Genomic DNA, 24,159 nt, shown 5'->3' with positions numbered 1-24,159 from the left:
AATTATGAAATAATTATACAAAAAAAAAAAAAAAAAAGGGTTTTGTTGTTTTTTTAAATTAAATTTTTAAACCTTACCTTATTATTCTTTATCAAATAATTTAATCCCCCGTTCTTTTGCTTTTTCTTTTTTAATTTTCTTAATTGATGCTTTTATATGATCACGACGAATTTGTTTCTTTAACGCCGCGATTTCTTCTTTTCGTTTCTTTTTATAACCAGGTTTAATTTTTTTATTATTATCTTTTGTTTTATAACGATGAATAATTTTATTAATTTCATTATTAACTTGTTCTGAATTTTGTTTTTTTGGTTTATTAATCACTAAATCAATATCAACTAATTCATTCACCTGATTTCATTTTTGATACTTAAAAGCAATTCCCTTTGCAATTAATTGTTCAACCAGCGTTAAATTTTTTGTATCATACAAAGCATAACTATAACCAGTATAATTTGCCCGTCCAGTTCGCCCACTACGATGAATATAATATTCTAAGTCATTTGGTAAATCAATTGAAATAATATGACTTACTCCAACAAAATCAATTCCTCGCGCCGCAATATCACTAGCAATAACATACTTATATTCTAAATTACGAATTCGTTTTACAACTTGAGTTCGTAACCGTGGTTCTAAACCAGCATGCAATTGGGTTACTGAATAATTATGTTCTAATAATAAATCATAATATTTATTAATTTCTTCTTTCTTATTAACAAAAATCAAACACAAATAAGGATCAAATGTTTTTAAAAGTTTTAATAAAATAGTACTTCGTTCTTGATGCTTAGTTGGAATTAAAATATGCGTAATATTTTGGTTAGTTATTTGATTAGCATTTAAATCCAAATAATGCGGATTTTTTAAATATTTTATTAAAAATGGTTTTAACACTTCTGGAATTGTTGCTGAAAATACAGAAACTTGAACGTTAGGATTAACTTTACTTAAAAGATAATCAACATTTTCAATAAAACCTAAATCAAAAATCATATCACATTCATCAATAATAAATGTTGTTAACTTTCCTAATTTTAAACTTTGTTGATCAAACAAATCCTTTAACCGTGTTGGTGTTACAACCATGATATGCGGTTGATTTCGTTCTAACTGTTCTATTTGCCGTTTAATGTCTTCTCCCCCAACAAAGCAATTAACTTGTAATGCTGGTTGAAATGTTTTAAAAAAACGAATGTTATCATAAATTTGTTTTGCTAACTCACGGGTTGGTGTCACAATAATTGACTGAATGCTTGATTGTTCATAATCTAAATTATTTAAAATCGGTAAACAAAATGCAAAAGTTTTGCCAGTTCCAGTATGAGCTTTGCAAATAACATTTTGATGTTTTAATAACAATGGAATAACTTTTTCTTGTACCATTGTTGGTTCTGTAAAATTTAATTGTTCCAAACCTAAATTTAGAAATCGTTTTAAACCTAACTTATCAAAATTATTCATTATTAGCACCCTCTCAATATCAAAATTATAACATAAATAAAAAATGAAATTATTGCTAATTTCACTATTTAAACTGCTATTTTCCAGCAATAACATTTATCTTTCTGATTGTAGTTTTTTTATTATATTTAATTTTAAAAAGATCTTTTTCTTTGTTAAAAGCAGCTTGTGCTTGGTCTAATAAATTAGCTCAATATTCTTTTTCTTTTGCAAAATTGGTTGGTTGCTCTTGACCCTTTTTAACGGCTTTTGTCATTTTTGCTAATGCTTTTTTAGCATGCGTTTTTGTTTTTTTAAGATTTTTTTGAGCATCTAAATATTCGATTGAATATGGGCGAGTCATTGCTTTAACCATTTTTGCAGTTATATAAAAACCAACAAGACTTAAAACTGGGATGGCAACTAACAAGGCAACAACAATGCTTCCAGTCACTGTTGCAAAATTTGTTCCAATTTCAGGTTCATAGTCTGATGGTCATTGAATGACACCATTTATAACACTTCCTGGGTGTTTTAATCATTCCATCAAATCAATTGCTAAACCATTAACAGTAACATAATTGGAATATCCTCAAATAAAACTGCCGCTTGTTGCTAATCGCATTACTTTTCCAAGTCCTAATTCAGCAATTAATTGATAACCATTCCCATCGAATGTTTTAATATCCTTAACATTAACAGGTAGTTCCTTGCCTTCTCAATAATAACCATTATAATGAACAGCTAAAAAAGCTAACGCTAAGACTAAAATAAATAAAACAATAATTCAAATTAAAGCAATACTTCATTTTGCAAATGTTCTCATAATTTAACCTCTTCCCCCTCATTTAAGTTTATTATAATCCTAATTATTTAAAATTCTTAATTTTATTTTTCTATTTTTAATAAAACAGGAAAAACATTAATAAAAACTTTAAATAAAACAATAACTAGTCAAACTAGTTATTGTTACTATCTCTATTTTTTCTCTTATTTTTTTAACGAAGATTTTTTCCTTGTCGTTTTTTTGCACCATTGTTTTTTGGTGTTGCTTTTTTGGCAGGGTTCCCATTTCCAAATGCTTCTAATTTTTCATTTGCTTCTTTACGTTTTTTTGCTTCAAGTGCTTTACGTTGTGCTGTTGATTTTCCTAATCTCTCTGCAATTAATCTTTGTGCAGTAATTGCGGTAGTAATTGCTGAACCATCTTTGGCGCGATAATCCGCAGCAGTTTTAGTATAAACATCTCCAACCGAACGATCAATTGATCTTTTCATTGCTGGAGTTGAATCTACTACTGCTTGTTCCTTAATAAATAGTCATTTTTCTTCCACACCATTTTTTACTACTTGTTTTTTAGGCGCTGATGCCTTGCTAGTTTTCACAGTTTTTGAGCTTGCCATACTCAATCTCCTTTCATATAATGCTCTTAGCGCTATATATTTAATTAAATTATTTTTATCCTAAAGTATTACTAATTTAAGATAAATGTAATATTTTAAGGAAAATCATATCCTTTACCTTAAAATAGACTATATAATTGTATCAAATTTAACCAAATTAATAAATACCTTTAATAGATTATTTTAAAATGATAAAACTAACATTTTTTAGTTGTGTTATCATATAAATAGATAAAATGGACGGTGAAAAAATGAAAGTTGTCAAAGTAACACCACGCGGATATTGCCTTGGTGTTGTCAAATCAATTAAATGAGCAAAAGAAGCAGCAATAAAATATGCTGGTCGCGAAATTTATATGTTAGGTTATTTGGTTCATAATCGTCATGTCATTGAAGAAATTGTTAACTTAGGTGTAATTCCTGTCAATGATTTTAAACTTGATCGGTTAGAGTTAATTAAGACATTACCAGATAATGCTGTTGTCATATTAAGCGCCCACGGCAGCGATGATCGAATTAAAACTGTTGCTGCTGAGAAAAATATTACGCTTGTTGATACCGAGTGTGAATGAGTAACAGTAACTAAGGACCTAATTAAAGAATACTTATTAAAAGACGACTATCAAATTATTTTTATTGGAAAGCACTTTCATCCAGAGACAAATGCAATGTTAGCAATTAGTTCAACCATCAAACTTGTTACAAACGAAGAAGAAGTTGATGCAATTCTTCCCAGTCTTGATCCGAATAAAAAAATCTTAATTACTAATCAAACAACTCTATCAAAGATTGATATTGAAGCAATTGTTGAAAAAATTAAAAGATTAATTCCTAATGAAATTACTTTTAAAAACGACTTATGTAATGCAACATTAGAACGACAAAATGCAGTTTTGAATTTAGACTCAACCAGTATTGATCTTTTATTAGTCGTTGGTGATGAACGCAGCAGCAACACTTTAAAATTAGTAGAAATGGGAGAACAAATTGGCATTAAATCATATCGTATTAATGATAAAAATGATATTGACCTGGCATGACTGACAAACAAAAGTTGTGTTGCTGTTACTGCTGGTGCTTCAACACCAAGTATTATTCAATTAGAAGTAATTCGCTTTTTAGAAACCATCTAAAAAATAAATAGGAATCTTTTTATAACAAAAAGATTCCTATTTATTTTTATTATCTTAAAATTATACCTTAGATTTTTCAAACCGAAGTTCAAAATACCATGAAGTCCAACCAGTATAAAAAATCGCATTATTTGTTCCAAAATGAAAATCAAAGTTTCAAATTAAGCGCCGCCCTAAAATAAAACTAGTTTTATCGGTATTTAATTGAAGATTATGATTTTTTCTACTTAAATTTCCTAAACTAAAGATATTTAAACCTGGTAAATCTTTTGCTTCCTCAGAGGCCTTAAAATCATTAAATAAAATACGTAAAACCTTTCTATAATCATATTGTGACAAAGCTAAAAATTTATCAAACGTTGCTTGGTTAAGATAAAACACTCCCGAGTTTTTATTTGATTCAATTTGAAAATGTTTAAAAAAAGCAGTTATTAAATTTCCAAATTGCATTAATTTATTTGTTAAACCTTCCTCTGTAATTTCAACTTGGACTTTTAACGGATGTTCGTCGCTAACAACAGCGCCTGATAATGGCAAGCCAGCAACAATTATTTTTCCTAAATTAATATTAAAAGTTGCTAAATTTAAATTATTACCCCCGGTATTAAAAACATTAATAAACGAACGATAAAATTTAACAAAATGTTCTGGTGTAATTTGACTCACCTGATAATTTTCACCAGCCCAATTATATGAAGCTGTTTCGGAACGGACAACAACTTGGCCATTTGTTTTATCATTAACCGCACTAGTTAACAACGTTAATAATGGAATTGCTGAATTATATTTAATATTATCACTAAAAGTTTTTAAATTAACATCTTCTGTTAAAACCTTTTTTAATTTTGTAAAAATAATATTATCTAAATCGGTAAAATTACTTGTATAATTAACATTAAAATTATCATAAACTGATTTAAAATCATTATTCTTATCAATTTGGAATGTTCCTTCTTTATTAAAGAAAGCAACAACTACTTTTGAAATTTTACTAATGAACCCCGCTAAAACTTTTTTCATTACTGTTGGATTATCAGTGATAATATATTGCATTGAATACTCCGAAAATGATACTAACGTTTTAAAATGAACTTCAAATTTAAAATTAAAATCAAGTCGAACAGCATGGACATTTTTAATCGTTGGATCAGAAATAACTGCCAATTGTTCAACGTCAATAAAATTTAGATGGTATGTTAAACTATTGGGCACTATGGCTAATGGTGTTGTATTAATATAATAATTTGAATAATCATTAATAATTGCATTATTAATATTATTAAAACTTGCCATAAAACCAGTACTTAAAATTGATAAAGCTGGTTCAACTTTTAGGTCAGTTAGCATAATGGGCACATTTTGTTTATCTTTATCAACCATTGTATATAAATTATCAAATTGAGTTTGATATTCAGTACTATCAATAATGTTTTTAGTTCGAATATAATCTAAAAAACCATTAGAAGCACGTTGTGAAATTTTGTTTAAAATTTCGGCATCTTTAGCGATCCCAATATTGGGGTCTTCCTCTAGTTGAGAATACTGATGACATCCAACAATTGTACCAACTCCTGTTGTTGTCAAAGCAGAAATTCCCAACAATGTTAATAGTTTTTTCATTTTTATATAGACATCTCCTTTTTTAATTGCCTTATTAATTATGACTTAAAAAAAGAATAATCAAATAAAAATATGCTTGAATTTTGCAAAATATTGCAATATTTTGCAAAATTAAAAAATATTACTAACGGTAGTTAATAATATTTTTAATATGATAACCTATAACTGATAAAGTTGGAAATTTACGTTTTAAATAACTAGCAAAAGCGTTACTAAAAAAATCTTCCATATAGTGGTTAAAACAGACAACTGAAAGTCGTTTCTCATTTGCTAGCACTCACTGGTCTCACTTTACTTCGCCGGTAATAAAAAGGTCAACTTCATTATCAAGTTTAGCAATAATATCCCCACCAGCACCAGCTGCTAAAGCAACCGTTGTTATTGGCTGCTGATAATTTGTTAAATTATGTTGCACTGTTACAATGTTAAAAATTGTTTTTAACTTGGTAATAATTTCATCAACCGTTAATGTAACATAACCAATTTTAGTAAAAGGATCACCTACAAACGAAGTAATTTTTTGAGCATTTATTTCTTGTAAAATTAGTTCATTCATTAAACCATCATAATTAGTATGGAGAGCATAAACTGAAATTTGGTGTTCTTTCAAACGTTTTAAAATTTCTTGTTTATAGCCAATTTGATATAATGTTTTTTTCTTCCCAAAACAAAACGGATGATGTGTAATAATCACATTCGCTTTTTGAGCAATGGCTTCATCAATCACTTCTGTAGTTAAATCCAAACTAACAAAAATTTGTGTTACTTCACTATTTTTAACTCCCCATTGATAACCACTGTAATCTCATTTCGCTACTGTTTTTAATGGAAAGTCAGTTTCAATTTCTTGATATAATTTTTTAATTAGCATTAAATCACCTTATTTATCATTTTCAATTTTGTTTTAATTTCTTGATAGCGTTTTGTTTTTACTGGAATTTTATTTAATAATGTTTGAAAATAATCATTTTTTAATAATCATTTTTCTTGAAAAAGTTTAGTTTGTTCTTTTTGTAATAATGGTCCAAAAAGAATATCTTTCTTATTTCTAACTTTTTGTCCAGCAACTTTATTAATAACAATAATTTCATAAATAATTTCATTTTCTTTAATCAAAAGTTCTTTTTCAATAAAATACTTTTTTTCCTTAACTCATTGACGCAAAATAATTGGATCATCATTTGAACACAAAATATAGCGGTCAATTAAATCTGAATCTTGCTGTAAAATTTCAAGGATGCTAGCACTACCTAACCCCGAAATAATACCTGAATCAATTTTAATATTTGCAAGTCCTTGCAATCCATCGGCTAAAATCGGAGTAATAATTTCCCCAACCTGATATTTAGCAATATTCTTTTTTGCTTGCTCCAATGGTTTTTCCGCAATATCACAAGCATACGCTTTGGTAATTAAATTTCCTTTTGCCAAATAAATTGGAATCATTGCATGATCAGTTCCAATATCACAAATAACGTCTTTATCATTAACTTGTTTTGCAATTAATAATAAACGTTCTGATAATCTATCCATGGTTTAAAACACCTATCCTTTAAAAAAGTCTTTTAATACTTTTGCTTTTGAATTAGCTTGGTTTGGTTTAAATTTTCGAATTGTCTTTGCCTCAATTTGGCGAATTCGTTCACGAGTAACTTTAAATTCTTTTCCTACTTCTTCTAATGTTTTTGGTGAATCATATTTTGACAAATGTTTATCAATTAGTTTATTTTTTCGACTTTGAACTTTTTCAATTGGGGTATCATAGTGAATATCTAATGCTTTCACTGTTTGCACCAATTCCGGGAAAGTTTCATCTTCACATTCTTTTGCTAATCTTAAAACTGTTCTTAATTTTGTTGGTAAAATTCCAAACCGCATTCTAATTACTTTTTCCTCACGTGCTGATAAAATTTCATGAAAAACTTCATCAATTACTTCCCGTAATGACTCTTTTTCAGCATATTCATCCGGTGTAAAAATGTCTTTATCATCAACAAAGTCACCAAAATGAGTATCATCTTCATCTCCAATTGGTTTTTCCAATGAAACTGGTTCAATTGATAATCGTTTAATTTCACGTACTTTTTCACCAGTCATTCCTTGCCCCATTCGTTCAGCAATTTCATTAAAACTTGGTTCACGACCCAACTCTTGTGTTAACTGACGTTCAATCCTTGTTAATTTATTAATTGTTTCAACCATGTGGACTGGAATTCGAATTGTTCGAGCTTGATCAGCAATTGCTCGTGTAATAGCTTGACGAATCCATCATGTTGCATACGTTGAAAACTTAAAACCACGGGTATAATCAAACTTATCAACTGCTTTCATTAAGCCAATATTTCCTTCTTCAATTAAATCTGAAAAATCTAGTCCTCGGTTTAAATGCTTACGGGCAACCGATACGACTAACTTTAAGTTTGAAGTAATTAATTTTTCACGACCATATCGTTTTTCTTCAGGATCTGATGATTCCAACATTTTAGCATATTTAATTTCTTCTTCACGCGTTAGAATTTTACTTGTTCCTAAAACATTAAAATACGCTTTAATAATATCTTGAATTTTAGTTTCGTTTGAAATTCCCCCAACTTTATAACGTAACTTATCTTCACTTTGTTTTTTTCCTGGTTTAACTACTTCTTCAACCTCTTCAACTTCTTCCAAATTAACATCACTAAATTCAACTCCATTTGCAACAAGTTCTTCAAAATACTCGTCAACATCATTATCATCAATCTCAAAATGATCATTAATTAAAGTAATTAATTTTTCTTGTTCAATTTCATTGTTATTTTCTTCTAAAAATTTATTAATATAATCTTTAAATTCATCAAAAGTTTTCATTTCTCTAATGTCTTTTTTTGATAATCCCATTTTCTCTACCCCTTTTTAAATTTTAACCGTTGGTTCATCTTATCAATTTCCATCGAAATGGTTTGTTGTTCAATCAGATTATTTGCTTTTTCTAGTTTATTTCATAGCATTGCAATCTCTTTTTCATTGGCAAAATCATCAATTAGCAGCGCATAGTCTTCTAATTCTTTCTTATTATATTTAGTTTTAATCGTTGATTTATCAATAATGTCCATTAACATTTTTTTTAAATCCGGATCATTTATTTCATCACACAACATACTAATATTAACATTTTCTGCCCCTAAATGTCTATTATAATATATAATTATATCATTTGCTAGTAATCGGTAACCATTAAAATTTAAGTTTGCTATTTTTGTTTGATAAAAATCAGCTGCTTTTCTAGAAGCAAGCAATTGTAACAACATTTTTTGTTCCGCTAATATATAACGTTTTAAACTTTTAATCTTATATTTTGTTTTTGTAACAGCATTAGAATCTTTAATAATTACTGTTGCTGATTTTTCCCTCTTTTTTGCTAATTCAGAAGAATCAGTCGAGTGCATTGGCTCTGAAACTGGCGCATTTGCTAAGGGTTTATGATACGCTTTAATTTGATTAATTTTAGTTTGAATTGTTTCGCTTGAAATACCAGTAATTTTTACCAAATTATTAATTGCTAATTCTTGTTCTAATGGATCAGGACTTGCTTTAATTAAGGTTCCAACAACATTAATGAATTCTTCTAACTCATTTGCTGCTTCTAAATTAAATTTATTTTTAAAATAATCAACTGCAAAATTAATTGGATGCATAGCATGCGTTAACATTGTATGAATTAATTCCCCTTGGCCACTATTAACTAATTCATCGGGATCTTGTTGTGTTTCATTTAACACAATTTTAGCTTTCAAATTATTAACTAATAACTTTGCAGCAACTTTTAAACTAGCATTAATTCCTGCTTGATCACCATCTAAAAAGACTAAACATTCACCTGTTAACTTTTTAATTTCCTTAATGTGATAATCACTTAAATTAGTCCCCATTAAAGCAACCGTATTTTTAATATCCAATTTATCTAAACTAATAACATCCATATATCCTTCTAACAAAATCAAGTTATTTTGTTGGCGAATGAATGGTTTTGCTCGTTGAATATTATACATTAATTGTTCTTTTTTAAAGACTTTTGTTTCTGGACTATTTAAGTATTTGGCAACTTTATCATCTTGGCCAATCACCCGACCAGAAAATCCAATAATATAACTATCCTCATTTTTAATTGGAAACATAACACGATTATTGAAATAATCATAAACATTCCCATTTTTAATAGTAATTAATCCAGTTTGTTGAATGTCATTAATAGAATATCCTTTTTTTATTAAAAAATGATATAAATGATCAAAGCCACTTTCAGCATAACCAATATTAAACAACTCAATCTCTTGTTGTGTAATCTTTCTTGTTGCTAAATATTCTTTTGCATTATAGGCTTTTTTTGTTGCCAAACTATTACTAAAATAAGCTTGTGCTAAAGCATTAATTTCAAAAATTAATTTATCAATTTCATCATATTTTGCTTTTTCTTGATAAGTTGTTAATTCATCTAAGGAGATATTAGCCATTACAGCAACTTTTTTCAACGCTTCAATAAAACTAATATTTTCATATTCTTGTAAAAAAGTAAAAACATTCCCACCAGCTGAACAAGCAAAACAACGATAGATTTGCTTTTCTGGTGAAATGCTCATTGAAGGATGTGAATCTTGATGGAAAGGACAAACAGCTCAGTAATTCCGCCCCCGCTTTTCCAGTGATAAATACTCTGACATTACTGTAACAATATTTACTTTTGACCGAATTAAATCAATCTTTTCATTACTAATTAATGCCATACCTTCCTCCTCCTTTTAATTATTTTAATAATGCTCTAAAATAATCTTCTAAATTTGCAATATCAATTCGTTCTTGAACCATTGTATCTCGATTACGAACAGTAACTTTTTGGTCTTCTAATGATTCAAAGTCAAAAGTGACACAAAATGGAGTTCCAATTGCATCTTGCCGACGATAACGTTTCCCAATGTTTCCTGTTTCATCATAAGTACATTGAAACTGATTTAATAATTTTTCATATAATTGATAAGCTGCTTCATTTAATTGTTTACTTAATGGAATAACAGCAAGTTGATATGGTGCTAACAATGGACTTAATTTCAAAACAATTCGTGAATCATTATCACCAATTTTTTCAACATGATAAGCATCATATAATATTGCTAACATTAAACGCCCAACCCCAACTGACGGTTCAATAACATGTGGCAAAATTTTTTCGTTTGTTTCTTGGTTTAAATAACTTAAATCTTGTTTACTCATTCTGCTGTGTTGACGTAAATCAAAATCACCACGATCAGCAACTCCTCATAATTCACCCGTTCCAAACGGAAACTTATATTCAACATCAATTGTGCGTTTAGCATAATGTGCTAATTCACTTGCTTCATGGTTACGAAAAAGATAATTCTTAGGATTTAGATTAATTAAATTTAAAAACTTAGTAACTTCTTTAACTCAATATTCAAACCAATCTGTTTGGTCATCCGGATGATAGAAAAATTCTAGTTCCATTTGTTCAAATTCGCGTGTCCGAAAAATAAAATTTCCCGGCGTAATTTCATTTCGAAATGACTTTCCAATTTGGCCAATTCCAAAAGGCAATTTTTTTCGTAATGAACGTTGAACATTTTTAAAATTAACAAAAATTCCTTGTGCTGTTTCTGGTCGTAAATAAACAATCGATTTTTCATCTTCCAGTACCCCTTGGTTTGTCTTAAACATTAATTCAAACTGACGAATATCAGTAAAATCATGTGCACCACAATTTGGACATAGCAAATTTTTTTCGTCAATAAAACTTTTTAATTGTTCATTACTTCATCCCCCACAATTAAGATCAGGATAATTATCTTCAATTAATTTATCTGCTCGCATACGAGTTTTACATTTCCTACAATCTAATAATGGATCAGCAAAATTTCCTAAATGGCCTGAGGCTTTTCACACATTATTATTCATTAAAATTGTACTATCCAGACCAACATTATATTTTGATTTTATAATAAAATGTTGTCATCATAAATTTTTTAAATTTCGTTCTAACTCAACACCTAATGGACCAAAATCTCAACTATTTGCTAAACCGCCATAAATTTCACTCCCTTGAAAAACAAAGCCTTGTGATTTTAAATGATTAACAACTTCTTCTAATGTATATCGCATTAAATATAACTCCTTTTTATTTCTCTACCCTCAATTATACTATGTTATTATTTAAAATAAATTGATTTTTTCTGCATTTCATAAATACTATAAGAAAAAATCCCAACTTTCGTTAAATAATACTCACATAGCATTTTAAATAAAACGATCATTTCTTTGACATTAATTTTATTATGAAAATAAAAATTATCTAGGGATGTCATACTAAAAATTTTAACTAATTCAATTGAAAAAAGATAATCCGTTGGTAAATAACAGTTTTTACAAATATATCCTTCTTCAATGAAACTAATTGTTTTAATATTACTTTTTCCACCGCAACGTTTACACATTGTTAAATTCCATTGTAAGCCATACCATTTTAAAACCTGGAACATAAAAACAATCACAACAGTTAAATTATCTTCTCAAGCAAGTAAATTATTTAATGCTGTTGATAATAAATCATATAATTTTAAATCAGAAAACCGCTCCTCAACAGCTTGTTCAGTAATCTCACAAAGCAATGTTGCTAATAAGTAATCATCATAATTTTGTGTTAATTTAATTCGCGTTATTAACAAATTCCCTGTTTTTAACTTACTTAGTTTACTTGTTTGATATGATAAAAATATTTCAAATTCACTAGTTGCTAATAACTGCACCGCATATTGATTCTTTGAAGTAATTTTCCGAACACCCGGAGCAAAAAAAGCTAATTTTCCTAACTCTTTAGTAAAAACCGTTATAATTTCACTATCATCATCATAACTTTGCTTATTAATAACGATCCCAGTAACTTTTGTTGTCATTATTACTTAGTAACTTTCTTTGTTATATCCTAAACGAGCAATCATTGATGGTTTATCACGTCATTTTTCAACCACTTTGACAAATAACTCTAAAAATATTTTTGTTCCTAAAATTTGTTCTAATTCTAAACGAGCTTGAGTGCCAATTTCCTTAATTAGTCGTCCATTTTTGCCAATCACAATCCCCTTTTGAGAATCACGTTCAACACAAATTGAGGCCATAATTTTTAACAATGTTCGTTGTTCGTCAACCTTATCAATTAAAATTGCTACACTATGCGGAATTTCATCTTCAGTTAAAAGTAAAATTTTTTCTCGAATAATTTCACGAATTAAAAACTTTTCAGGCTGGTCAGTTAACATGTCATCAGGATAATATTGTGGTCCCTCTGTTAAATGATCTTTTAATAATGTTAGCAACTTAGGAACATTTTCATGTTTTAACGCTGAGATTGGAATTACAGCAGTAAAATTATGAACCTTTTCTCATTCCGCAATTTTAACCATTAAATCCCCTTTTGATACTAAATCAATTTTAGTAACAACTAAAATAATGGGAACCCCTCGTTCTTCTAGTGCTTTAATAATATAGCGATCATTATCGCCAATATGCTCATTGACGGGTGCTAAAAATAAAATAACATCCGCTGCTTTTGTCGTGGATAAAGCAACTTTATTCATAAATTTCCCCATTTCATGATGTGCTTTATGAATTCCTGGTGTATCCATAAAAACAATTTGTGCTTCATTGTCATTATAAATCCCTTGAATTCGATTACGTGTTGTTTGAGCTTTCGCAGTAACAATTGCCACTTTATTATTTAAAATTGTATTTAATAATGTTGACTTTCCAACATTCGGGCGGCCAACAATTGCCACAAATCCCGATTTAATTGTCATTTTTATCACCTCGTAATTAATTTAATTATAAAGGAAAATAAGGTAAAAGATTATTATTTTAAAATTCAAATGCAATTTGATCATCTAATGATAAATCTTTTAAAATTCCAAGTTCTTCAAAAGATTCTAAATGCGCTTTTGTGATATTTGTTCGTTTTTGCAAATCAGTAATTGATAAGAAAGGTTTTTCTTTCCGAGCATTAATGATACTATCTCCAACAGCACCCCCTAAACCATCAATCGCTGAAAATGGTGGTAAAATAATTTTTTCATTATTATCATTTTCAACAACGGTAAAGTTTTTATTCATACTTGTTTTTAAATCAATATTACTCATTTTAATACCCCGAGCGTACATTTCTAACGCAATTTCATAAACGGGAATCAAATCCTTTTCTTTTTGCGATGGTTTATTTGGTGCATTAAAATCTTTATTATCCAAACGAACTTGAATATCGCGTAAAACTTGTTTAATTGTTTCTGCTCCTTTTAAAATTGTTTTAATATCAAAAACATCAGTTCTGGTTGAAAAGAATGTTGCATAATATTCAACAGGATAATTTATTTTAAACCACGCCACTCGTCATGCCATTAAAACATAAGCTGTTGCATGTGCTTTAGGAAACATATATTTAATCTTATTACATGAATCAATATATCATTGTTCAACATTATTTTCTCGCATTAATTGCTCTTGTTCTGAAGTTAACCCTTTTCCCTTCCGAACATCTTCCATAATTTTAAAAGCACTTTGCGCTGGTAATCCTTTATAAATTAAGTTAACCATAATATCATCACGACACCCAATAACATCAGAAATTCGAATATTTTGATTTCGAATTAGATCTTGTGCATTACCAATTCAAACATCTGTTCCATGTGATAATCCTGAAATTTGAACTAAATCAGCAAAAGACGTTGGTTTAGTATCTAATAACATTTTCCGAACAAAAAAAGTCCCAAACTCCGGAATTCCAATTGCTCCTGTTTTTTCACCATTAATATCTTCTGGTTTAATTTTTAAAACATCTAGACTACGAAAAAGACTTAACACTGCTTCGTCATTGGTTGGAATTGTTTTTGGATTAATTCCTGTTAAATCTTCTAACATTCGTAATGCTGTTGGATCAACATGCCCTAAAATATCTAATTTTAAAACATTATCGTGAATAGCGTGGAAATCAAAGTGTGTTGTCAATCAATTTGATTTGATATCATCAGCAGGAAAATTAACAGGCGTAAATTCTTCAACTTGATATTCTTTTGGAATAACAACAATTCCCCCTGGATGTTGCCCCGTTGTTCGTTTAACTCCTTCACACCCCTTGGCAATTCGTTCTAATTCAGCCCGGCGTTTTAAATGCAAGGTATTCTTATTTTCAAAATAACCTTTAACATATCCATAAGCAGTTTTTTCTGCCACAGTTGAAATTGTACCAGCACGATAAACATTCCGCTCTCCAAACATTTCTTTCGTAAAATCATGGGCAATTGGTTGATATTCACCAGAAAAGTTTAAGTCAATATCAGGAACTTTATCTGCTTCAAATCCTAAAAATGTTTCAAAAGGAATGTCATGGCCCTCTCCTTTTAATGGTTGTTGACACTTTGGACAATTACGTGATGGTAAATCATAACCACATTTTACTGACCCATCAACAATAAACTCACTATAACTACAATTTGAACATAAATAATGTGGCTGCAAGGGATTCACTTCCGTAATATTACTCATTGTTGCAACAAAACTACTCCCAACACTTCCTCGCGATCCAACTAAATAACCATCTTGTAATGATTTATCAACTAATTTATGAGCAATTCAATAAATAACGGCAAAGCCATGTTTAATAATTGCACTTAATTCTCGTTCTAACCGTTTTGCAACAATTTCTGGCAATGGATTTCCATAAATCTTATAAGCATTTTGATAACATAATTCTCTTAAAAGTTCATCACTGCCATCAATTTTGGGAGTGTATAATTTATCCTTAATAATTTCAACTTTTTCAATTTGGTTTGCAATAAGATTTGGATTTGTAACAACAATTTCGTGAATTAATGCATCATCATTTAAAAATTTAAACTCATGCAACATTTCCGTTGTTGTTCGTAAAAATTGATCAGGGTAATCAGTCACCCGTTGTTTATAATCATACAATGGATGCGGTCTTCCCCCAATTCCTTTCGCATTAATATAAACCTCACGAAAAATTTTATCTTCTGGATTAAGATAATGAACATCACCAGTTGCAACAACTAATTTATTTAATTTTTTTGCAGCATAAATAATATCTTTAATAACTGTTAACAACCGGTCCTCTGATAAATCACCCATTTGAACCAAGTGTTTATAAACACTTGGGGGTTGAATTTCAATATAATCATAAAAGCTAATAACTTCTGTTAACTCACTAAGATCTTTGTTCCTTGCTACTTCAAAAACATCACCATTAACACACGATGAACCAATTAACAAATTAGCACGATGTTCATTAATTACACTGCGTAATAATTTTGGTGACGAATAAAAATAGGTTGTATGTGCCGCTGTAATTAATTTAAATAATTCCAATAATCCTTGTTGATTTTTGGCAAGAATTGTCATATGTTTTGGTCGTAACTTTTTATAAACAGCAGAATTATGAATTTGATCAATATCATCATCAAATTCAACCCCATAAACATTAATCATTTTGCGTAACTGGTGTTCATAAACATCAGTTAAAACAATCGCATCATAATCTCCACGGTGCGCTACTTCTTCATTATAAATAACATTATAACAACGTGCAATCGTTCCTAAACGGTAGTTCTTTAACGTTGGTTCTAAAATCCTTGATATTTGCAAGGTATCAATAACAGTATTATTAATTTTAGAACGACCGGCTTTTTCTAACCATGATTGAATAAAACCTAAGTCAAATTCTGCATTATGGGCAATCAAAATTGCATCTTTAAAATATTCTAAAATTTGGTCAATTGATTCAATAAAAGTTGGTTTATCAGCTAATAATTCATCAGTAATTCCGGTTAATTCGGTTGTAAATGAAGACAATTTAATTGTTGGTTTAAATAAGTGATTAATAATTTTTCGTTCACCACTAATCCCATCCATAATAACTGCTCCAAACTCAATAATCTCATCATAACTACTACTCAAACCAGTTGTTTCCAAGTCAAAAATAACATATTTTGCTGTCCGTAAATCATGATGATGAGGATTTTTAACATATCAAACTTTATCATCCAGCATGTCAGCTTCCACCCCATAAATAACTTTAATATCAGGATATTTCATATTAATATTATAAATTTCGGGGTAAGCTTGGGCATTTAAGTGATCAGTAAAAGCAATTGCCGAATGCTTTCAATGTTGTAATGTTTTAAAAAGGGCAGGAATATTAACAACGCCATCCATTGCACTCATTTTAGTATGTAAATGTAATTCAACACGCTTTTCATCCGCATTATCTTCACGATATAAGTCCTCGCGATCTAATCGCTCAATTTTTTTAATAAAAAGCATTTGTTCATTAGCATAAGTATCATAACGAATATCACCAAAAATGCTAACTCATTCATCAATTTTTAGCTCTTCAAAAAAATCATCTGCTTGTTCAGTGCGGGTAAAAAACTTTCCAGCAATAGTATCGCTATAATCAGTTATCGTAATTGTATAAATAAATTTTTTAGTGGAAATTAATTGTCGATCCTTATTAACAATTTTCCCATAAATTGTGACATTTGGCGCATCTTGGTCAATATCAGCAAGACGTTCGTAACTTACTTGTCCCATTTTTCCTTTTACATAATTATTAGTTCCATTCCGTGCCTGCTTTGTTGTAATTGCTGGTTTTAACATTAAACTTTCATTTTTCTGCTGATTTTCTTGGTATTTTATTAATTCTTGTTCATTAATTTCTAAAATATTATTTTCTTGTAAATCGACTATTAAATCTAATCGTAAATTATGAAACCCATAACGACGTAATTTGTTTTCATAATAATGACAATGTTCACTAACAAGTTTTTTTTCACTATCTGAATGAACTGTAATTTTTAAAATATTATCTACTAACATAAAACGTGATGGTGGTAATTTACTAAAAAAACTATTTTTTAATTCTGATTTATTAAAACGAATATATTCTAAATAAGTAAAAATAGTTTCTAATTGATAATTTTTATTCCGTACTAGGAACGAAACTTTCGTTGGTAATGTTGGGTTTGCTAATAACGTTGTTTCTAATTTTAATAAAACATCAGTTGGCAAAAAATCATTAATTTCAATAATAACACGAAAAAACGATTCTCCTGTACTATACTCGCTTTTAATAATTTTTGCATCAGCAAAATAATTATCAGGAAATTCTAAGTTGTTAACTGTAAATAGTTTTACCAATTGTTGATCCATTTGCCATCCCTCATCTATCTCTCTTCTTTAAAAAAAGACATCTTTAATTGTTATTCCAATAAATAATAAAATAAAGAGCACTGCCCCCGTGACATTAATAATAATTTTTGCCTTGTGCGGAAGCTGCCAATTTTGTTCTTTTACCTGATATTCTTCTAATAATAATTTTTGCTGTGCTGGATTATGACGCTGTTTTCAAATTTGGAAACGTCCTTTGAGACGTTTCCCACCACCAACAATTCCTTCAATTAATGTTTCTAAGAATTTGTATCCATCCAATGGTGGAATCGGAATTAAATTTAAAACAAATAAGTTTGCTGATAACATTGCGACATACATAAAAAATAATGCCGGTCCTTCCGTTAAAATTGAAGAAACTGTTTTTGCAATTCCAACTGGTCCTGATAATTGTCCTCATTGACCAGTAAATAATAAACCAAATGATTTTAAAATTGTTACTGATTCAGTAAAGGTTTCACGTCAACCATAACCATAAGCCTGTGCTGTTGTAGCAAACTGGCGATCAGGTGCACGAATCCCAACGGTATAAGTACTGCCAGTTATTTTTAATTCAACTGGTTCAGTTTGAAACAATCGATTATTTGAATCGGTTGTTACCTCTTTTTTATTGTTCACCCGAACAAAATCTAATGTAATAAAATTAGCGCGCTGATGTTCATCGCTTTGATTATATTGTTTTTTTAAATTATTAATAAAATTATAAACTGTTGTTTGATAATTTGGAATATTATTAATAGTTCCAAGATGACTAACTAAAATCTTATTAGCTTCATTATATTTTTCATCATCCTTTTCATGATCACGATAATAATTTTGTGCCACTTTAAGAGTGGTTTGATTCGAACCTAATCAATAATTTAAAATAACAATATCCTGTCCAATTGGTTCTTTACTTGTTTTTAGAGCATTATATGCTGCTCCTCCAACATCATATTTTGCTCCTCAATATGTCATATCTGATGGTTTGGCATTTAAAGCAGCAAAAGTTGTTGTAAAAATGAAAACAGCAATAAAAAAATTCATTAAAGCTCCCGCCACAATAAAAATTAATCGTTTTCATTTAGCAATGTTCTCCATTTTTCGTTCTTTTGGAACTTCCTCTTCTTCGCGCCCTTTTGGAGCATCAACTAATTCACTGGCAATATACACATAACCACCAAAAGGAAAAATTCGAATCGAATAACGCGTTTCTTTTTTCCCTCAAGAAAAAATCTTTGGGCCAAACCCAATTGCAAACTCATAAACATATGCTCCCGATAATTTTGCAATAACAAAATGGGCAAATTCATGAACTGTAACTAGCATTAATAAAATTATAATGCCAATTACAAATCCTAAAACTATCATTCCCGCTGACATTTATCGACTAACTCCTAACTTACCTTTTCATAACATTATTTTTCGGAAAAATAATTAATAATTTCTCTTTTAATAGTATCATTTAATTGTTTTATTTGCTGATAATTAGATAGTTTTTGTGGCTTAATTTTATCCATAAAAAACTCAATATAATCAACAATTTGATAAAATTTAATTTTTCCCGCTAAGAATAACGCTCGTAACTGTTCATTTGCTGTATGAAAAGCAACAGCCAAAGCGTTGTTTTCATTCAAACAACGATAAGCTAATTTTAGCGCCTTTCATCGTGATAAATCTGCTTTTTGAAATGTTAAAGTAATTAAATCACTAAAATCTAATGGTTTTAATAAAGGATTTTTTTTCCGCAGCGGATAATAGAAAAAATAATTTAAAACTTGAATCATTGATGGTGGTGATAACTGTGCTAAAATTGAGTAATCTTCATACTGCACCGCTGAATGCAAAATTGATTGGGGATGCAACACAACAGTAATATTTTTTGTTTTAAATAAATGATATGCTTCAATAACTTCAAAAGCTTTATTAACCATTGTTGAAGAATCAATGGTAATATTTTGTCCCATTTGTCAGTTTGGATGACACAAAGCTTGGCTTTCATCAATTGTTGTTAATTGAGCTAATGTTTTATCAGCAAACATTCCTCCTGAAGCAGTTAAAATAATCTCTTGCACCGGATTATCTTGCTCTAAACATTGAAAAATTGCACAATGCTCAGAATCAATTGGAAACAACTGATTTTGATGTTCTTCTAATAAGTTATTAATTAAATCACCCGCTAATACTAGTGATTCTTTATTTGCCAATAATAAGGTACGGTGATATCCTTGCAATGTTTGCAAAGTTGGGTACAATCCTGCAAACCCCCCAATAGCATTAAGAACCATTGCTGATGGGAATGTTGTTAAAATTTGATCAAAACCCGCTTCTTCAGTAACAAAAGTAATTGTTGGATACTTAACAGTAAATGCTGCTTGTTGTGTTGCATCAGCAACATGAACCATCTTAATTGTTGGTGATGTTGGTAATATTTCATCAAGAACGGTCACATTATGATAGACGCTAATCGCCCTAAGGATAAAATCATTTGGATTGGTTTTTATAATCTGTAAGGCTTGTTGCCCAATGCTCCCTGAAGCCCCAAAAATAATAAGTTCTCGCATCATTAATTAGCGTTGCAATGCCACATTTGAAATAATAAACATTACAAAAAATACTAACGAAAATGAATCCAAACGATCTAGCAACCCACCATGGCCAGGTAATAAATTACTAAAATCTTTAATATCATAACGACGTTTAATTCATGAAAACGATAAATCACCTAATTGTGATAAAATACTTAACACAAAAGCTAATAAAACATAAATAACATAACGCATTACATGTTTATCATTATCATTTGAAAAGAAATTAAAAACTCAGTGTTTTTCATTTTCGTTTAAATTGAACATTAAAACAGCATAAGTAATAGCAATTCCAGCCGCCATTATTGTTCCTGTCGCAGCTCCTTCTCAAGTTTTGTTTGGTGAAACATTTGGTGCTAATTTGTGTTTTCCATAACTAACCCCTCCCACAAAAGCAAAAGTATCAGTTAAAATAATAATTAAAGCTAATCAAACAACACTGCTTCAACCATAATCAGGATTTAACATAAATTTATTCATTGCTTTAAAAGCAAAAATTAAATATAACGTAAAAATCAATACTAAAGTCATTTTACCAAAGGTAATTTCTTTTGAACTAAAAACTAAGCAATAATATACTAAAATCGCACATAAATAGATAACAAAAATAATTCATGGTTTCAACCAATTTCAATTTAATAAAGTATAAAACGGATAATTAATAGCACCGATTCCACCATAATTTTCCGCAACAGATTCAACTGGAAATAAAAATAAAAACACCATTAATAAATAAGTAATAACTTGAGTATAAATTGGTCACTTTGTTCCCCCCACTAACCGTAAAATCTCATAGTTAACTAACCCCAAAATTACGACATTAATGCCAATAAAAACATAATCAGCAATATCAATATGAGCAACTTTACCTTGTCATTCTGTTGCAATTGCCCCAGTAAATAAATATAATCCCAAAAAAATTAATAAAACATAAAATGTAATATGTCGTGCAACATATTTTTTTTGAAACATTCCTTTTTTTTGTTCCACTTTCTTTGTTTCGGTAATATTATTACCATTTGTATCTGATGGTGCATTTGTTTCATCAACAAGAACATTATCTTGCTTATTATTCATCACTTTTAACCCCTCCAAATCTTCTATTTCTATTATTATAATCTAATATTGCTGTTAACAAAGCATTTTCATCAAATTCTGGCCAAAATTTATCAGTAAAATATAACTCAGCATAACGATTTTGCAACAGTAAAAAATTACTTAAGCGTTGTTCACCACCACAACGAATCATTAAATCAACAGCTGGTAGATTTTTAGTATATAAATAATTAAACAAAGTTTTCTCATCAACTTCAGACAATTGCGCTGCTAACATTTCGTTAATAGCAGTGACAATTTCTTCAATTGCCCCATAATCAAAGGCAAAGGTTAATACTAAACCATTGTTATCCTTCGTTTGCTTAATAGCGTCATTAATAGCATCTAACGTTTTTGCTGGCATTTTTGTTTTACGACCAATATGGTTTAAAACAATATTTTTATTTTTAAAATTACTTACTTCTTTATTATTTAATAATCGTTCTGGCATTTCCATCAAATAAGCAACTTCCTTTTTATTACGCTTTCAATTCTCTGTTGAAAAACAATAAAGTGTTAAATATTTAACTCCTAATGCATTTGCTTTTAAAGCAACTTCTTTAATTCGTTTTGCTCCCTCTTCATGACCAGCTGTTCGCTTTAAACTTTGTTTTGTTGCTCAACGACCATTGCCATCTAAAATAATTGCAATATGTTGTGGTACATTCATATTCCTTGTTCTCTCTTTCTTGTTTTGTCTATTATTTATTATATCTGGCATAATAAAAAATGAAAGTTTATACTTCCATTAGTTCTTTTTCCTTTAATGTCCCCTTTTCATCAAGCTGTTTAATAAAATTATCTGTTAATTTCTGAATTTCACCTTCATAATATTTTTTATCATCATCGGTTAAATTGGGATCTTTTTTAATTTGTTCATTACTATCGCGGCGTTCATTACGAATTGCAATTTTAAAATGTTCAACTTCTTTTCACATATCTTTTACTAACATTTTACGACGTTCTTCTGTTAAAGGAGGAATATTTAAACGAATTAAATCTGCTTCTGAATTTGGTGATAATCCTAAATCTGACTTATTAATTGCCATAACAATTAAACTAATTGTTCCGCGATCATAAGGTTTAATTACTAATTGGCGCGCCTCAGGAACCATAATATTTGCTAATTGATGAATTGGCGTTAGTGTTCCATAATAATCAATCATAATATGTGCTAACATATTTGGATTAGCACGACCAGTACGAATTTTTACTAATTCATTTTCAAATGTCCCTAATACTTTTGTCATTTTTTCTTTTGTTTGATTAATAATTTCTTGTGACATTTATTTTCTTCCTCCTGTAACAACTGTTGAACGAGCACTTCCGTGTGCTGCCTTATAAATATTATCTGGTTCATTAATGTCAAAAACAACAATTTTAACATTATCTTCCATTGCTAAACTTGATGCTGTTAAGTCCATCACTTTTAATTGTTTTTCTTGTAATTCATTTAAACTAATATTATCAAATCGAATTGCATCAGAATTTTCGCGCGGATCTTTATCATAAATGCCATCAACACCGTTCTTTGCCATTAACATAACATCAGCATCAATTTCAATTGTCCGAATTGTTGCCGCAGTATCAGTTGTAAATTTTGGTTGGCCAGTTCCACCAGCCATAATAACAATTGCTCCCTTTTCCAAAGCAGCTTTTGCTTTTTTAAATAAATATGGCGATGCTACTTCTGGAACTTGAATTTTTGAAGTTACAACAACATTTTCACTTCCTTCATTTTTTAAGACTGCTTCTAATGCTAGTGCATTCATTACGGTTGCTAACATTCCCATATAATCCGCACTAATCGGATTCATATTAATACTATCAGCACGATTACCACGCCAAATATTGCCACCACCAACAACAATCGCAATTTGAAGTCCTTCTCTTTGTAATTTAACAATTTGTCTAGCGATATCATGAATTCTCTTTGAATCATACAAATCATCAGAGTTTCCTAATGCTTCGCCAGACAATTTTAATAAAACACGCTTATATTGTAATGCCATTATAACATTCCTTTCTTTTTCTTGTTTATTCCTAATATATTATAAATTGTTTTAAAAAATAAGCAAAATAAAATTAGTAATTTATAGATTAATAAATAAAAACTTCGATTAATAAAAGTTATCCACTTGTTTTTTTATAAATAATTGTTATAAATATAGTTAAGATACAAAAGAGGAAAAACTGATGAGAAACAAATTATTTACTGGGTATTTAACTTCATATTTTATTTTGGTAATTATTTATCTTGCTTATAATATATCCATTAAAAATGTTGATTTGGAAATCAATGATAATTTATTTTATACATCTGTTATTTTTCTTCTTTTTGCTTATTATTTTAAAATTAAAATTGAATTTTTAAAATACCTTAAAAAAAGCACAGAACAATTTAAAACTCTTTTTTACCAATATCTAATTTTTAAAAACAAAATAACATTAATAATTATTTTAAATATTTTTCTTTCAAGAATTTTAACATTCCGTGAAGGTTTATTATTTACTAATTTTCGTAATTCTAAATCAATTAGTCAATTTAAAAAAGGACATGCGCCACCGTTAACTTAAAAAACAAAAAAGTTAAATATTAAAAAATACTAATTAAATTACTATTGC

Annotated in this window: 20 protein-coding genes; 2 read left to right on the top strand and 18 right to left on the bottom strand. The window is 29.1% G+C overall.

Annotation, left to right across the window (positions count from 1 at the left end):
• Positions 1 to 81: 81 nt before the first annotated feature.
• The 3 genes from S100390_RS01760 to S100390_RS01750 form a co-directional block, all read right to left on the bottom strand.
• The gene (locus S100390_RS01760; protein ID WP_070406589.1) at positions 82 to 1,464 is read right to left on the bottom strand and encodes a DEAD/DEAH box helicase; all 1,383 of its coding nucleotides are present in this window, start codon (positions 1,462 to 1,464) and stop codon (positions 82 to 84) included.
• Positions 1,465 to 1,540: 76 nt separating this feature from the next.
• A complete protein-coding gene (locus tag S100390_RS01755; protein ID WP_070406588.1) occupies positions 1,541 to 2,269 on the bottom strand; it encodes a hypothetical protein in 729 nt (242 codons plus the stop codon).
• A 172-nt stretch (positions 2,270 to 2,441) separates the two neighbouring features.
• Entirely contained in the window at positions 2,442 to 2,846 is a 405-nt protein-coding gene (locus S100390_RS01750) for a hypothetical protein (RefSeq protein WP_070406587.1), read from the bottom strand.
• Positions 2,847 to 3,082: 236 nt separating this feature from the next.
• On the opposite strand from S100390_RS01750, the gene ispH reads away from it, so the two are divergent.
• Entirely contained in the window at positions 3,083 to 3,979 is an 897-nt protein-coding gene (gene ispH, locus S100390_RS01745) for a 4-hydroxy-3-methylbut-2-enyl diphosphate reductase (protein WP_231918067.1), read from the top strand.
• A 60-nt stretch (positions 3,980 to 4,039) separates the two neighbouring features.
• Here ispH and S100390_RS01740 read toward each other — a convergent pair whose 3' ends face one another.
• The 15 genes from S100390_RS01740 to pyrH form a co-directional block, all read right to left on the bottom strand.
• Entirely contained in the window at positions 4,040 to 5,599 is a 1,560-nt protein-coding gene (locus S100390_RS01740) for a hypothetical protein (protein ID WP_070406585.1), read from the bottom strand.
• A gap of 124 nt (positions 5,600 to 5,723) precedes the next feature.
• Positions 5,724 to 6,470: a Nif3-like dinuclear metal center hexameric protein gene (locus S100390_RS01735; protein WP_070406584.1), complete on the bottom strand. Its 747-nt coding sequence runs from the start codon at positions 6,468 to 6,470 to the stop codon at positions 5,724 to 5,726.
• The gene (locus S100390_RS01730) at positions 6,470 to 7,132 is read right to left on the bottom strand and encodes a tRNA (adenine(22)-N(1))-methyltransferase (protein ID WP_070406583.1); all 663 of its coding nucleotides are present in this window, start codon (positions 7,130 to 7,132) and stop codon (positions 6,470 to 6,472) included. The genes S100390_RS01735 and S100390_RS01730 overlap by 1 nt, the downstream gene beginning before the upstream one ends.
• Before the next feature lie 12 nt (positions 7,133 to 7,144).
• The gene (locus S100390_RS01725; protein ID WP_070406582.1) at positions 7,145 to 8,476 is read right to left on the bottom strand and encodes a sigma-70 family RNA polymerase sigma factor; all 1,332 of its coding nucleotides are present in this window, start codon (positions 8,474 to 8,476) and stop codon (positions 7,145 to 7,147) included.
• Between the two features lie 5 nt (positions 8,477 to 8,481).
• A complete protein-coding gene (gene dnaG, locus S100390_RS01720) occupies positions 8,482 to 10,359 on the bottom strand; it encodes a DNA primase (RefSeq protein WP_070406581.1) in 1,878 nt (625 codons plus the stop codon).
• Positions 10,360 to 10,378: 19 nt separating this feature from the next.
• Complete coding sequence (locus S100390_RS01715) at positions 10,379 to 11,746, bottom strand: glycine--tRNA ligase (RefSeq protein ID WP_070406580.1); 1,368 nt, start codon at positions 11,744 to 11,746, stop codon at positions 10,379 to 10,381.
• 47 nt (positions 11,747 to 11,793) lie between these two features.
• Positions 11,794 to 12,537: a DNA repair protein RecO gene (recO, locus tag S100390_RS01710; RefSeq protein ID WP_070406579.1), complete on the bottom strand. Its 744-nt coding sequence runs from the start codon at positions 12,535 to 12,537 to the stop codon at positions 11,794 to 11,796.
• 6 nt (positions 12,538 to 12,543) lie between these two features.
• Positions 12,544 to 13,437 (bottom strand): GTPase Era, encoded by an 894-nt coding sequence (era, locus tag S100390_RS01705; RefSeq protein ID WP_070406578.1) that lies wholly within the window; start codon positions 13,435 to 13,437, stop codon positions 12,544 to 12,546.
• 58 nt (positions 13,438 to 13,495) lie between these two features.
• Entirely contained in the window at positions 13,496 to 17,854 is a 4,359-nt protein-coding gene (locus tag S100390_RS01700; protein ID WP_070406577.1) for a PolC-type DNA polymerase III, read from the bottom strand.
• Between the two features lie 27 nt (positions 17,855 to 17,881).
• Positions 17,882 to 19,234 (bottom strand): RIP metalloprotease RseP, encoded by a 1,353-nt coding sequence (gene rseP / locus S100390_RS01695; RefSeq protein ID WP_070406576.1) that lies wholly within the window; start codon positions 19,232 to 19,234, stop codon positions 17,882 to 17,884.
• A gap of 35 nt (positions 19,235 to 19,269) precedes the next feature.
• Positions 19,270 to 20,418 (bottom strand): 1-deoxy-D-xylulose-5-phosphate reductoisomerase, encoded by a 1,149-nt coding sequence (dxr, locus tag S100390_RS01690; protein ID WP_231918066.1) that lies wholly within the window; start codon positions 20,416 to 20,418, stop codon positions 19,270 to 19,272.
• A 3-nt stretch (positions 20,419 to 20,421) separates the two neighbouring features.
• Positions 20,422 to 21,516, bottom strand: coding sequence for a phosphatidate cytidylyltransferase (locus S100390_RS01685; RefSeq protein ID WP_070406575.1), 1,095 nt, complete (start codon positions 21,514 to 21,516; stop codon positions 20,422 to 20,424).
• Positions 21,509 to 22,204, bottom strand: a complete 696-nt coding sequence (gene uppS, locus S100390_RS01680; RefSeq protein WP_070406574.1) for a polyprenyl diphosphate synthase — start codon at positions 22,202 to 22,204, stop codon at positions 21,509 to 21,511. The genes S100390_RS01685 and uppS overlap by 8 nt, the downstream gene beginning before the upstream one ends.
• A gap of 67 nt (positions 22,205 to 22,271) precedes the next feature.
• The gene (frr, locus tag S100390_RS01675) at positions 22,272 to 22,820 is read right to left on the bottom strand and encodes a ribosome recycling factor (protein WP_070406573.1); all 549 of its coding nucleotides are present in this window, start codon (positions 22,818 to 22,820) and stop codon (positions 22,272 to 22,274) included.
• A complete protein-coding gene (gene pyrH / locus S100390_RS01670) occupies positions 22,821 to 23,546 on the bottom strand; it encodes a UMP kinase (RefSeq protein ID WP_070406572.1) in 726 nt (241 codons plus the stop codon).
• A 184-nt stretch (positions 23,547 to 23,730) separates the two neighbouring features.
• Between pyrH and S100390_RS01665 the strand changes: the two genes are divergently transcribed.
• The gene (locus S100390_RS01665; protein WP_070406571.1) at positions 23,731 to 24,111 is read left to right on the top strand and encodes a hypothetical protein; all 381 of its coding nucleotides are present in this window, start codon (positions 23,731 to 23,733) and stop codon (positions 24,109 to 24,111) included.
• The last annotated feature ends 48 nt before the right edge of the window (positions 24,112 to 24,159 follow it).

It is taken from the genome of Spiroplasma sp. NBRC 100390 (assembly GCF_001886495.1).
Classification (GTDB): domain Bacteria; phylum Bacillota_I; class Bacilli_A; order Mycoplasmatales; family Mycoplasmataceae; genus Spiroplasma.
This window is presented reverse-complemented; position numbering and strand designations above follow the sequence as displayed.